This is a genomic window from Cyclobacterium salsum (assembly GCF_010119245.1).
Lineage (GTDB): Bacteria > Bacteroidota > Bacteroidia > Cytophagales > Cyclobacteriaceae > Cyclobacterium > Cyclobacterium salsum.
Genome location: NZ_WNKG01000002.1, coordinates 443441 through 457075 on the forward strand (window position 1 = coordinate 443441; position 13635 = coordinate 457075).

General features: G+C 43.1%; 8 protein-coding genes. 5 read left to right on the forward strand and 3 right to left on the reverse strand.

The genetic code is table 11. The features are described 5' to 3' along the window. A complete protein-coding gene (locus GJS45_RS04505) occupies nt 1-2139 on the reverse strand; it encodes a GumC family protein (RefSeq protein WP_162340264.1) in 2139 nt (712 codons plus the stop codon). After that, the gene (locus tag GJS45_RS04510; RefSeq protein WP_162340265.1) at nt 2129-2896 is read right to left on the reverse strand and encodes a TolC family protein; all 768 of its coding nucleotides are present in this window, start codon (nt 2894-2896) and stop codon (nt 2129-2131) included. Before GJS45_RS04510 ends, GJS45_RS04505 begins: the two co-directional genes overlap by 11 nt. Before the next feature lie 162 nt (nt 2897-3058). On the opposite strand from GJS45_RS04510, the gene GJS45_RS04515 reads away from it, so the two are divergent. Both GJS45_RS04515 and GJS45_RS04520 read left to right on the forward strand, forming a co-directional pair. After that, nucleotides 3059-3715, forward strand: a complete 657-nt coding sequence (locus tag GJS45_RS04515; RefSeq protein WP_162340266.1) for an acyltransferase — start codon at nt 3059-3061, stop codon at nt 3713-3715. Between the two features lie 51 nt (nt 3716-3766). Then, nucleotides 3767-4465 carry a LytR/AlgR family response regulator transcription factor gene (locus tag GJS45_RS04520; protein WP_162340267.1) on the forward strand — a complete coding sequence of 233 codons (699 nt, stop codon included), beginning with the start codon at nt 3767-3769 and terminating at the stop codon, nt 4463-4465. Between the two features lie 61 nt (nt 4466-4526). On the opposite strand, the gene GJS45_RS04525 is transcribed toward GJS45_RS04520, so the two are convergent. After that, complete coding sequence (locus GJS45_RS04525; protein WP_162340268.1) at nt 4527-8657, reverse strand: response regulator; 4131 nt, start codon at nt 8655-8657, stop codon at nt 4527-4529. Between the two features lie 208 nt (nt 8658-8865). On the opposite strand from GJS45_RS04525, the gene GJS45_RS04530 reads away from it, so the two are divergent. The 3 genes from GJS45_RS04530 to GJS45_RS04540 all read left to right on the forward strand — a co-directional run bounded on the left by GJS45_RS04530 (nt 8866) and on the right by GJS45_RS04540 (nt 13539). Next, nucleotides 8866-10035: a glycosyltransferase family 2 protein gene (locus tag GJS45_RS04530; RefSeq protein WP_162340269.1), complete on the forward strand. Its 1170-nt coding sequence runs from the start codon at nt 8866-8868 to the stop codon at nt 10033-10035. Between the two features lie 164 nt (nt 10036-10199). Next, a complete protein-coding gene (locus GJS45_RS04535) occupies nt 10200-12650 on the forward strand; it encodes a hypothetical protein (RefSeq protein ID WP_162340270.1) in 2451 nt (816 codons plus the stop codon). Nucleotides 12651-12762: 112 nt separating this feature from the next. After that, nucleotides 12763-13539, forward strand: a complete 777-nt coding sequence (locus tag GJS45_RS04540; RefSeq protein WP_162340271.1) for a cupin domain-containing protein — start codon at nt 12763-12765, stop codon at nt 13537-13539. The last annotated feature ends 96 nt before the right edge of the window (nt 13540-13635 follow it).

Sequence of the window (13635 nt, forward strand, 5' to 3'; positions counted from 1 at the left end):
TCAGGACAAGATTTTTTTAATTTTTGAGCGTAGGAAGGACCTTTCTCGTGGAATCTCCCCATTGACATCCTCTAGTTCATCGTCTTTCAACTTATTTAGCCAGATCACATGCGGGATTTCTATCATTTCTTTCAGACTTTCGTGAAAGCGACTATCGGATGAATTCCAGTTACGTTCGGCATCTAACACCATCACCAATACATTTGCCTGATTAATAAGGGAATAATTTAAGGGCAGCTCTTCAATATTGGGAAGTTCCCAAAGGATAAATTCTTTTTCCGTTTGGGCGATTCGTTCCTCCCAATAGGTATCTTTCCGGTCGTAGATAGCCGTTTCGTGGTGGTAGGAGAGGCTTTCGCAGGAAATTTGAGCGGCATCTTCGGGGCTACCCCAATAGACCGGTTTTCGGTTTTGGTCTGTTAGTTCTTCCACCAATTTTTGGATTAAAAAGGTTTTACCCTCTCCTTGCTTTAAACTATAAAACAGGATGACCTTTTTCCCTTGTTGGGGAAGGTATTTTCCAATGTTATTGTAAAATTGCTTTCGTAACCGGTTGTATAAGGTTTCCTTTTTTACGGCCTTGCTCAGAACCTTTTCATCGATCCATGCCCCGGAAACCTTTAATCCGGTCACCTTCTCTGCCAGTGGAGCGGATTTGATGGTTCGGTCCAGGAAGAAAGATAAAACCACCAGTGAAAACCCGAAGAAACCAGTGGCCAGGCTGCCTCCCAGGATAAACAACATACGCTTGGAAGGAAGGGGTGTTTTTGGATAATAGGGTTCATCGATCAATTTTTGTGAGGAGGACATTTCCAGGTCGTATTTCTGCAAATAAGCCATGTTTAGTCCGTGAAGGATGGAGAGGTATTGTTCTTCATTGACGCTAACCTCCCGTTCCAATTTCTTTAGTTCTGCACCTAGTGGCGCAAATTCTTCAATTTTCCCGGACAGGTATGCCTTTCTATTTTGCATTACATCCAGCGATTGTTTCTGCTGTTCAAATAGTATTTTTAGCCCTAACCACTCTTCTAACAAGGTCTCTCGTTGGATTCCCTGAAGGGAGTTGCTATTTCGGAATAGTTCTGTGGAGGCTTCCTCGATCTGGGATTTTAGATTTGTTATTTCAGCCGTTAACCTTTCTATTTTAGCATCCGAGCCGTTCTGAGATCGTAAGCCCTGGATTTCCATATCTCTGACAACAATTTCATCTTGCAGGGAGGAAATGGTTTGAATAATTACCTGCCTTTTGTCAAAATTCTGGAACATTTCCTGTATTTCGTCCAAATTGGAGCGGGTGCCGGAGAGCAGGCGTTTCGACCTTTCCTCGTCTTGTTCGTGTTCTAGTTTGGCGATATCCAGGTATTTCCCTTGCTCGTAGTAGTTTAGTATCCGGTTCTGAGTCATGAAGGCTTTCAAATTACCTTCGGCCTCCCGCAATTTGTCCTGAGCTTTGGTAAGCTGATTTTGAAAGTAGGCAATAGAGTTGGTGTTTTCCATTTCTTTCATCCCCGAATACCGTTCCATAAAAGCTTCTGAAACAAGTCTTAATGTGTGGTAACAAATACCAGGGTCATTTGTCCGATAGGAAATTTCCATCATATCAGAGGAGGATTTTCTTCCTACATACAACCTTTCCAGTACTTTTCTAATAGAATAGTGCTCGTGTTCCCGAAGGATGTATTCGATCGGTGAGCCAGGGATGTTTTGGTAGTGTTCCCTTAGCCGCAGGAGGGTTTGTTCCAGGTTGCCTGGTACCGCTAATTCTTCCCACAGCTCGGGGCGAATATGTTGCTGCAGGTTCCGATAGGAATCTTCCTGAATAATGCTGGGAACAACCTCAGCAAGCGACAGGTGCATGGCGAGCAGGCGGAGTACGGCATCCTCTATGGTTTCCCTCGATTTGACCAGCAAGGTGAGATTGTCAAATAAGTTATTGGAGGTATAAAAATCCATGCGCACCACTCCACCGTCGGTAGCACCGCGGTTGGTATTGGGGTTGGTGAAAACGATGGTTTTGCTTTCGTATTCGCGCGGCATGTTTTGAGTAAGGAAAAACACAGCCAGACCTACCAAAATTGGTGGAATCAGGATCCGGAATTTGTTTTTCCAGAGAAGACGAATCAGGTGTTTAATACTCATTTTTGCGAATTAGTTGGCCCAGCGGAACCCCGATTAATAATTCCAGTTTTTGAACCGCCACAAAAAAACTGCTTTTGGCATTTTCGTACTCCGATTGGGCGATGGTATGAATCTCAGCATTACGCATGTAACTGGTGGCATCCAGGTTACCCAGGTTAAATTCCATTTCCATTTGCAAAACGTTCGTTCTTGCTTTTTCCTGCATTTGAGAGCGAATGTTCATTAACCGCTGAGCCAGTAGCAAGTCATTATATTGTTCAATGACCTGTTCGGCTATGACCAGCTCCATTTCCCGGGTTTTGTGAAAGGTAGCTTGCAATTCATTTTGTTGCAACTTGATTCGGTCACCCCGGTTAATTATTTCAGCCAATGGAATGCTTAAATTGAGACCGGTCCGGTACCCGTTGGCAATATTGGAAAGATCAGCGCCTTGCGTCCCTGTGGTGACGATGGCCTGATTGCCATAGCCGTAATCCACATAGCCCCTCAATAAATTTGCCCAGGATTTTTTTGCCAGCTTGAGCCTCGATTCTGCAGAACCGACAAGGGCTTCGTTCAGCCGGACGGTGGGATGCTGTCCAATAGCCAGGTCGATAAGGCTATCCAGCGCAGGCAATTGATTTTCAATGGGAATATTCAAATCCAATTCTCCCGACACATCTCCATCCTGTTGAGCCAGTACGGATCCCCCCAGCGTAAAAAATCCTAAAAAGTAAATCAGGCCCAGGTTTAGGCACCTAAAAGGTTTTTTTACCATGAATTTCATTTATTTATATATCAATGACAATAATAAGTTTACGTAAAATATTTTATTGTTTTTACCTTATTTTTAAAATAAAAGTACTAAAAATTTTAATTTATCCTTTTTTTTTGAATTTAAATTTTCACCCTATATATTCATTAATTATTTAAAAGATACATGATTCAGCAAAAATTAGCGGATAGGTTACACGGGAAAAGCCATGCGCTTTTTGGACGGCAGGCGCGGACTACAGGTGAAAAGTGCCGCCTTTATCTGGCTTTTTTCAAGGAAGTACGCCAAGGTATCATCCGTTTATTGAATGGAAAAATCAGACTGAGGAAATGCGAGCAGGTAGGCAGATTGGTGACCGTACGAGGACGTCTCAGAGTAGAAGGTGATGGTGTAATACGAATTGGTGATCGGTGTAAACTTTGGTCCCATATGGGTGCCACACAATTGTATGCCGATCGAGGAGCCTTGTTGGAAATTGGGGAAGACACCTTTATCAATACGGCCTGTATCTTATCGGCAAGCCAGCACATATCCATTGGAAAAAACTGTCAGGTAGCCAATCAGGTTATCATTATGGATGGGGATTTCCATGGGGTAGAGAACCGGGATGAAAAAGGAAAATCCGGTGCTATTTTTATAGAGGATGATGCCTGGCTCGCCACACGGTGCATGGTGCTAAAGGGAGTTCGGATTGGCAAAGGGGCTACCGTGGCAGCAGGGGCCGTCGTAACGAAAGACGTAGCTCCCTATACGCTGGTGGGAGGAGTGCCTGCCCGATTAATTAGAAAATTACCGGAACCGGAGCCTGTATATTCGACATGATCTGGAGGAACCAATAATTAGAATGGGTATAGTTAACTTGATGATAGGGAAATGAATCGTTGTGTAATCATAGATGATGATGCGGCCAGCATTGAAGTGCTTTCGCATTATATATCAAAAACAAAATCGCTGGAATTGCTGGCTAAATTTACAGATGCTATCGATGGTTTGAATTTTTTGATCGAAAATAAAGGAACCATCGATTTAATTTTCCTGGACATTGAGATGCCTGAGATGAATGGTTTTGAGATATTGAAACACAGCCAGTATGATGGATCCCTGATTGTCATTTCTGCAAATCATGAAAATGCGATTTCCGCTTTTGAGACCAATGCCTGTTTTTATTTACCTAAACCTTTTTCCTATCCCCAATTTCTGAAGGGAATAGAAAAATGTAAAGAAGCCGAAGTAAAGATCGATCCGAGTTCCTATTCTAAGGATTTTATTTTTGTAAAAGACGATCGATTATACAAAAAAATCCTCTTTTCCGAAATCAGTTATTGTGAGGGAAAGGGAGATTACATCAGTTTAAAGTGCAAATCACAAACATTCACCATCAAATCAACCATTTCCAACTTTCTGGAAAAATTGGCTTCCAACTCGGAATTTGTTCAGGTTCACCGCTCTTATGTGATCAACTTACATTACCTGACCGATTTCGACAGTGATACCGCAGTCGTGGATGGAAAAATCATTCCTATCGGCGCGAAGTATAAAGATCAATTGAAGAAAAATGTTAATTTTTTATGATTAGGAGTCCAGGTTTTGTGATCGGAATCTGTCAGTAATATGCCGGTAGGCTTTTACTGGCCTACTCCGAATCAATATGCCTGGCTATTAGTTTTTTCACAAGCTTGTTTTCTACCGAAAATGTTTCTAACAGGGCTTTAATACTGGACTCCTCGAATTTAGTCAGGTTCTCTAGTTCCAGCGCAATCGTGTACAGCGTGTCCAGCCCAGCTGTTAAAGCAGAACCTTTTAGTTTATGCCCCTCGGTACAGATCCCAGCGAGGTTCTTATCGGAAAAGTGTTTTTGTAAAACCTTATCGGAGTGATCCAGTTCGGTTAACGTAAGTTTTAGAACTTCTTTGATTACTTCCGTCTCATCACCTAAGTATTCTTTCACCTTTTCCACGTTGAAATGGGCTGAAGGTTCCAGGTCTGCCGGGTCCGATTTCTCACTGTCTACTTTTTTGTCCTGGCTTATGGCTGCTGGATTTTTTTTAGCCTGCGTGTCTTTGGGAGGCAACCATTTTTCAAATATTTGACGGATGTTTTTTTCCACAATAGGTTTAGCCACAAAATCTACCATACCTGAATTCAGGCATTTTTCTCGCTCCCCTTTGATATTTCCAGCAGTGATGGCCACAATGGGAATGTCTTTAAGTAAAGGAGATTCCTTGATTTTTTTAGTCGCTTCATGGCCACTCATCACCGGCATTTGAATGTCCATCAGTATGATGTCGGGATGGTAATCTCTTACCATCTCAAACGCTGATAGTCCATCTGTGGCTTCCAGAATTTCGGTATTAGGAGAAACCTTAAGAACGATGGTTTTGGCTAGAAACATATTGATCGAATTGTCCTCAGCGATCAGCACCCGATAATTGTCCTGTAGGGATTTCGGTGAAGAGGGAGAGAAAGCGGTTTCCTTTTGAACGGGTTTACGGTGATTTAGCTGAGCTAAGGAATCGTAAAGGGCTTTGATTTTGATCGGTTTGGATAGTTTTATTTGGATGGACAATTCCTTGCATTTTTTATGGATATAATCGTCGTCTGCCGAACTGTGTAAAAGCATGATGGGCAAATTGGTTTTTTCCGGCGAAAAGTTGTTTCTGATTTTTGTAGCCGTTTCCAAACCATCCATATAAGGCATGTTTAGATCCATTAATACGGTATCGTAATCGCCATTATTTTCAATTTTCTGGAGTGCATCGAAGCCATTGGTCGCTTCATCCATTTGTATATTTTTAAGGGAAAACATTTCCCTTAAAATGAGGCGGTTGTTTTCGTTATCATCCACTACCAATACTTTTTTTATAAAATCAGTATCGGTTTTTTTAATGTAATTGCCATTTTCCGTTTTCAGGGGTATGTCAAAATAGAACCTACTTCCCTTCTCTAATTGGCTGATTAGTTTCAATTCGGATCCCATCATGGCCAGGAGTTTATTGGAAATGGTTAAGCCCAATCCCGTCCCCCCATATTGTTTGGTCGTGGAGCCGTCTTCCTGCGAAAAGGCATCAAATATTTTTTTCTGGTTTTCCTGCGAAATGCCAATACCCGTATCCCGAACCTCGAAGCGAATCAGCTTGTGCCCGTCTGCCAAATCTTCCAGCCTTTGAATTTTTAACTCAATTTCCCCCTCCTTGGTAAACTTAACCGCATTTCCGAGCAGGTTTATCAGGATTTGTTTGAGGCGGATATCGTCAATGTGCACAAAACGAGGGAGTTCTTTTTCCAGGTTAAGAAGCATCTCTACTCCTTTTTTCTGGGCTTGATAGGAGACCACGTCGGTTGCCTGCCCCGCCAATTCAAAAATATCCGTTTTGCTGATGTCTAATTCTAATTTCCCGGCTTCTATTTTTGAAAAGTCAAGGATGTCGTTGATTATATTTAATAGTGTAGTGGCGGATTGGTTGACGATGCCAATATACTGGTCTTGAACATCATTAAGTTCGGTTTTTAACAGCAGATCCGTGAACCCAATGATACCGTTCAGGGGTGTACGGATTTCGTGGCTCATGTTGGCCAGAAATTCTGATTTTGCCAGGCTGGCCTTCTCAGCAATTTCTTTTGATGCGATCAGATTTCTTTCCAAAAAATTCCGATCGATGGCATTGGAGATGCTGTTAGCAAAACTTTTTAAAAGGGATAGCTCTGCTTGTGACCACTCCCGCTCCATTTTGCAATCATCGTACCCAATGAAGCCCCAAAAACCTTCCTCTGTAAATATTGGAATGGCCAGGATGGACTTGATGTTTTGCTCTGCCAAAAATTCCCGCGTTGAAGATGATTCTGGCATATTGGAAAGAATCGCCTGAAAAACCTCGTTATTTTCCATGGGTTCCACAAATTCCCCAAAAAAATTGATGGGAACATCCTGAAGATCCGGATTATTTATTTGTGGTTCTACTTCATCGGCACTCCATTCAAATCGCTGAGAGGTCAGTATAGATCCATCCTCCGCTTTACTGTTTTCCCAATAATAAACACGGTCCACATCGGCCGCTTTTCCAATCAACTCCAGGCTATTGGAAATGGCTACTTTTAGATTTCTATTTGAAAGCAACTCGTCAGTGGCTTTGGAAATAGCAGAAAGCATCTGTTCTTTCTGGATCAATTGATTCTCTCTGTTCACTGCTTCGTTGATATCCTGTATGGTTCCAAATAGGTAAAGGCATTTTCCTTCTTCAATATGGGCTTCGCCAATGGTACGAATCCAAATTTCTTTGCCCTTGGCGGTTATAATTTTTAATTTTTCATCCCAGGCTTTCCCGTATTCGCTGGCCAACGAAAAAAGCTCCTGCATTCGCTCCCGGTAAAATCCTTCTTTATAAAACTGAAAAGCCTCGTCCAGGTGGGGCATGTAATCCTCCTCAACTTCAAATATGGATCTGGATATGTCTGTCCAGCTTAGGGAGTTTTTTTCCATGTCGTATTTCCAGCCGCCAATCTTTGCCATCATGTGCGTTTGGCTGAGCAATTCCTTGGCATTTTGGATGGTTTTTTCCAACCGTAGCCTTTCCGTAATATCGATGGAGTTACCGATTACATAGCTATTGCCCTGATAGTCCTTTTCCAGGGTGTTGCTGTACAGCCAGACCTTTAGTTTACCATTGGTCTGCCGGGTGGTCATCAGGCCCTGGGCTTTCCCGTCTTTATTTAATTCCTGGAAATAAGCATCAATTTCCGGGTGGAATTTCGAAGGAATGATGTCCCATAGTTTTTTGGACAGCATCTCCTCTACCGTATAGCCCAACAACCGGGCACCATAATTATTAAAACTTAAAAAGTTACCCTCCAGGTCGTGCGTCAGCATCAGCCCCTGGCTGTTTTCAAAAAAAGACCGAAATTTTTCCTCACTGGAGAGTAACCTTTTCTCTCTGTCTTTTTCCTGACTGATGTCCCTGCCAATCGCAAAAATCCATTTGTTTTTCAGGTCTCCGGTAGCGGTCCATGCAAAGGTTTTGTAGGTACCCGTTTCTGTCTTCAACCGGTGACTAAAATTGGATGTCGCTTCACCCTTGATCAGTTTATTGATCTCCACCATTGTCTGTTCCACATCTTTCGGGTGGATGTAATCGGCCATGGGTTTTTCCGAAAGTTCTGCTTCCCCATACCCTAGCAAGGTTTCGAAAGCTTTATTTACCTTGATGAATTTCCCATCAAAACGGATAACGGTAATGAGGTCTTGGGAAAGCGAAAGGGCTTTGCTTAAAAGCCGATCTTCGAAATTCTCGGTTTTAATACGGATATGTTCCCAAATTGCTTCTGATAGAATTTCAAGGCTTTCCGATATAGTGGCTAAATTTCCGGGAATAACCGGATCAGCTACTACTAAATAACCCACCACATCTCCCTCTATTTCTAAAACCGGCTGAACGGCCAGGTAGCCAGAACTTGTCAATGATTGCAAAAAATCACTTTGCTCTAACGGCTTGGCAACTTCCTTCGTATCCCGAAATTCCTTGCTATCCAATAGGTATTGGCAAAAAGGATCGTTTGTCGCAATGTAGTCTAGCGGTATACTTTCAGATTTGGATTTAAACCAAATACCCTCGGGATCTGGAAAGCCTATAAAGGCATGTTTGCAACCTGTAAGTTTCTTCGCTAAAACCACGATCCGGTCAAAATTTTTGTTGGGAATGCCCTTTCCGAGGTACAATCCGGAAACCCTGGTGGTCATATTGTTTCCCTTTAAAGAACTACCTTTACTCATGGTGTGACTGGTGCAAGTTGGCGGTAAGATCAATTACTAAAGTTACTATTAAAATAAATACAAACGCAAAGAAGTTAATCAAACGTTTCAATGGGTAAAAAAACGAAAATTATTGGTTGTTTCAACAATCCATTTCAATCATTCCACTTACTTTTACAAAATCGATATTAAAATTTAAAAATCAAATTCAGTCGCAAATTTATATCTTATGCTAGAGGTTCTATTTTGGATGTCGATTGTCGTTGTTTGGTATGCATTTTTAGGTTATGGAGTGATTTTGATTTTGCTGGTGAAGCTTAAAGGAATTTTTACGCGTAATCCTTCAGCGTCTTTTCCTGAAAATTGGCCGGAAGTTAGCTTGGTAATTCCCTGCTTCAATGAGGCGGATGTAATCCGGATTAAGGCTGAAAATTCGCTTGCCTTGGATTATCCCAGTTCCAACTATAAAGTTATTTTTATCACCGACGGATCCACCGATAACTTTCGGGAAGTATTAGCGGAATTCCCGCAGGTGGAAATCCTGCATGAGGATCGCAGGGCAGGAAAAACGGCCGCTGAAAATCGGGCCATGACCCAAATCAAAAGCCCATTTGTTGTTTTTACCGATGCCAATACCCTTCTCAATAAAATGGCCTTGAAAAACATCGTCCGTCATTTTTCTTTTGAAAAAGTAGGTTGTGTTTCCGGAGAAAAACGCGTGCTTATGGAATCGGCGGAATCGGCCAGTGCTGCTGGCGAAGGTATGTATTGGAAATACGAATCCTTTCTGAAGAAACTCGATAGTAGCCTTTACTCCGCAGTGGGAGCGGCCGGTGAGCTGGTAGCTTTTCGCTCTACCCTTTACCAAACGCTTCCGGAAGATACCATTTTGGATGATTTTATGCAGTCTATGCTTATCGCCTCGAAAGGGTATAAAATTGTATACGAGCCGGAAGCCTACGCCATGGAAACAGGTTCAGATTCCATTCCGGAGGAGTTAAAGAGAAAGATCAGAATCAGTGCTGGCGGCTGGCAGTCCATGAAAAGGTTATTTTTCCAAATTACGCCATTTAGCCAACCGCTGTTGTTTTTCCAGTACCTTTCCCACCGGGTGCTTCGATGGACGATTACGCCTTTTTTGCTTATTTTCATCTTTATTTTGAATCTGTTTTTATGGACTCAAGGTTGGGTCTATCAGCTGCTGCTGATTGGGCAGATCCTGTTTTACCTGGCTGCCGGATTGGGTTATTTTCTCGAAAATAGAAAAGTAAGGATAAAAGTACTTTTTGTCCCTTATTACTTTTGCCTGATGAATTATGCCGTGGTGGCTGGATTGATCCGCTTCCTGAAGGGAAGTCAGAAAAGCACCTGGGAAAAAGCCAAACGGAAGCAACATTAGTAATCCAGGAAAACAAAATAACTCAGGTAGGGTAAGAATTAATTTTGAGTTGGGATAGTAAAATTCAATGACGGATTCGTTGCTCCAGGTTAACTATTTTTGTTATTTTTTTACTACATTTCCTTCAATTCCTCTTTTCTTCCAAAATCAATTTGAGGCTGCCAATGAAAAAACCATGTCTGATTATTTTCTTGCTTTGTCTGGTAATGGCAGCAAGCTTCGCCCAAGAAACTACCTTCGAAACGTCCAATTTTCGACTCCTACTAGATCAACAAGGACATGTAAACAGCCTTTTCGATAAAAACAATAAAGTCGAATACCATTCTGGAGATCAGCCAAGTCCTTTTCTTCGCATTCGGGTTTCGGGCAAGGTGCTTTTTCCGGAAAAAATGGAAGTGCGGAGAGACCTGCTAATCCTGACCTTTGCCCAGGAGGATATCCGAATAAAAATTCAACCGAAAGCGTATTCAGATTACCTAAGCTTTGAAATTGTTTCTATTTCAAGCATACATAAGGTTGACTGGGTGGTTTGGGGTCCTTTTCCTACCACCATCCGGGAGATTATTGGAGAAGCTGTGGGGGTGGTCCGTAACGACGACTTTGCCATCGGGATACAAGCCCTGAATGTGAAAACACTGGGAGGCTATCCAGATGCTGAAAGTGATATCGAGCCGGCATATGATATTTTTGAAACGGGAGATTTAGTGGATTTGGATGCCAGCTGGCGAAATAAAAAATATTACAGGGGGCAGACGGCAAAAGTGAGCGAAAACGGAAGTCTGCTTCAGGCTTACAGCAGAAATAGAAACAAAGATCGGATCATTGCCAACGTTGGGCACGACAGGTATCTTGCTCCAGCCTTTGAGGATGGAGGTCCCGTGGGTTCCAAAATTGCACTTTTTGGCAGTTCCTCTAAGTTTGTCCTGGATTTGATTGGCAAAATTGAAACCCAGGAAGGGCTACCCCATCCGCTGATAGATGGGGAATGGGCTAAGAAATCCAGGAAAGCGACTTCCTCTTACCTGATTTTGGATTTTACGGTAGAAAATTTAGACAGGGCTTTAGAATTTACCCAAAAGGCCGGATTGGAGTACTTGTATCATGGCGGACCCTTCCGAAACTGGGGCCATTTTGATTTGAAGAAGGAATCCTTTCCGGACAACTGGAAAAGCCTGAAAGCATGTGTCGATCGTGCTCGCCAAAAAGGAGTGCAGCTAGGGGTCCATACCCTTTCCAATTTTATTAGCACCGATGACCCCTACGTTAGTCCGAAACCGGATCCAGGGCTGGCCAAGGTGGGGATTTCGAGTTTAGCAAAACCTCTTACCCGAGAGGATAATGTGATCCATATTGAGTCTCCTGATTTCTTCAATCAGATGGAAAATAATTCTCTCCAAGCCGTTCAGATCGGAGATGAAATAATCCGATACCGTTCTGTTTCCCCTGAGGCGCCCTGGAGGTTAGAGGGCTGTTTGCGGGGAGCTTATGGGACAGAACCCCGGGCCTATTCAGAGGGCACCTCAATAGGGAAATTAATAGACCATGCTTACCAGGTTTTTCTGGGAGATGTAAACCTGTCAAAGGAAATGGCGATCAGGCTTGCAAGACTCTTCAATGAAACCGGGCTGAAGCAAGTTTCTTTTGATGGATTGGAAGGCACCTGGTCCACCGGAATGGGCCAATATGCACGAAGCCTTTTTACCAAAACCTGGTTTGATCACCTAAATGCCGATTTACAGGGAAAAGTAATCAACGATGCCAGCAATCCATCTCATTTTAACTGGCATATCAACACGCGGTATAATTGGGGAGAACCTTGGTATGCTGGATTCCGGGAAAGCCAAACCAATTACCGACTGATGAATCAGGATTTTTACCAGAGAAATCTGTTGCCCGCGATGTTGGGCTGGTTTAGTATGCGCCCGGAAACCAGCTTGGAAGATACCGAATGGCTTCTGGCAAGAGCTTCCGGTTTTGATGCTGGGTTTGCCTTTAATCTGAGTTTTGATGCGGTAGAAAAAAACGGACAGTCCGCAGCTATTTTTGCGGCCATAAGAAACTGGGAGAAGGCGCGAATGGCTGGCGCTTTTACTGCAGAGCAGAAAAGCAGGATGCAGGATATTCAAAATGAATTTAGTCTGGTGCCTGAGGGCGCTGAGAAATGGAAGCTGATTCCCTATCAAATCGGACGCGTGGAGCATCCCCATATTTTGAAGCAACCAGGGGAACCCCTGCAGACTTCCATCCATTGGGAGAATCCAAACCCCAGTCAACCGTTGCAATTCCTCATTAGTCTGGTGCCGGCATCCGGTGAGAGCGTAGCAAAAGCCTCAAAAATAACCTTAACGGTCAATCAGTTTTATGCGCTGGAAATTCCGGTCACCCTGAAAGCAAACCAGCAAGTTAAGCTTATGGGAAATGGGGATCTTGTTGTATATGATAAGTATTGGCAGGAACTTGAAGTACTATCCGGATTGGAGGTGATTCCTGAATTGGAAAATGGGACCAATGAACTCTCGGTAACTGCAGATTTTGAGGCTGCTCCCGGAGCTACATTAAAGGTAGAAATAAAATCTCAGGGACCTGATGAAACCGTAATCGCAATGGACAGGTAATGGTGGTAGTAAAGGCGACTACCTATCCAGGGCTTGTACTGACTTTTCCCTACGCATTGCATTGGAAAGGAAATAGTTTTACTTTCACCGGTAAATAAACCCAAATACCGTTATGAAGATACTTATCCTACTCCTGCTGTCCATGGCCTTTTCCCAAATTCATGCACAACATTTCCAACCCCATCCCTCGGCTGTTTTTGAATACCAAATGTTACCCGTAACAACCCGGGGTGAGACAGCGTTAAGGCATTTGATGGATTGGCCCACCAAGACGCTGGAAAATTTTCATGTCGAACAGCTTGATCTGAAGGCTACAGAGGCTCTTGAAATAAAAGGCGACCAGGAAATGCTGGTGCTGGTATTGGACGGGGCGCTTCAATTGGATACCGACCATTCCAATGAGGTCATGGAAGAACGGAGTATCGCCTGGTTGCCTCGGAATAAAAATTTCAAAATGGCTCCGCAAAATTCCAGTGCTTCCGTTTATCTGATACGATGGACTGTTGAGGGCAGCGCTAAAGAGGTGGCAACTGACCGTCCCGAGGCGAAAATTTTCCATTATGATGCCATGGACTTTCAGGAGACTTCCAAGGGAGGCAGACGCGCTATCATGAGAGACGAAACGGAAATGTTACAAGAACTCGAAATGCATATTACAACCTTAAAGGAAGGTGAAAAAAGTCACGACCCTCACGTGCACGCTGATGAAGAAATTATTCTGGTGCTGCAGGGTCATGTAGCCGAACATATCAACGGAACCGAATACCAGCTGGGACCGGGCTCTTTGGTGTTTTTATCCGCCTATGACCCTCATGGAATTCGCAATGTGGGTAAGGGGGAATGTGAGTATTACGCCATTCGCTGGATTACAGCAAAAACGGGAAGGTAACTATTTCAAAAAAGGCATCTTTAAAAAAGGTATTTTTTTATTTAAAATGAAATAAGGTATATTGTATTCCCGAAACCGCCAAACCTGCTAAAGTAT

What these genes read in the sequence shown, in the direction of transcription:
- GJS45_RS04505 (WP_162340264.1), bottom strand. Translation starts at nt 2,139, where the DNA reads ATGAGTATTAAACACCTGATTCGTCTTCTCTGGAAAAACAAATTCCGG.
- GJS45_RS04510 (WP_162340265.1), bottom strand. Translation starts at nt 2,896, where the DNA reads ATGGTAAAAAAACCTTTTAGGTGCCTAAACCTGGGCCTGATTTACTTT.
- GJS45_RS04515 (WP_162340266.1), top strand. Translation starts at nt 3,059, where the DNA reads ATGATTCAGCAAAAATTAGCGGATAGGTTACACGGGAAAAGCCATGCG.
- GJS45_RS04520 (WP_162340267.1), top strand. Translation starts at nt 3,767, where the DNA reads ATGAATCGTTGTGTAATCATAGATGATGATGCGGCCAGCATTGAAGTG.
- GJS45_RS04525 (WP_162340268.1), bottom strand. Translation starts at nt 8,657, where the DNA reads ATGAGTAAAGGTAGTTCTTTAAAGGGAAACAATATGACCACCAGGGTT.
- GJS45_RS04530 (WP_162340269.1), top strand. Translation starts at nt 8,866, where the DNA reads ATGCTAGAGGTTCTATTTTGGATGTCGATTGTCGTTGTTTGGTATGCA.
- GJS45_RS04535 (WP_162340270.1), top strand. Translation starts at nt 10,200, where the DNA reads ATGAAAAAACCATGTCTGATTATTTTCTTGCTTTGTCTGGTAATGGCA.
- GJS45_RS04540 (WP_162340271.1), top strand. Translation starts at nt 12,763, where the DNA reads ATGAAGATACTTATCCTACTCCTGCTGTCCATGGCCTTTTCCCAAATT.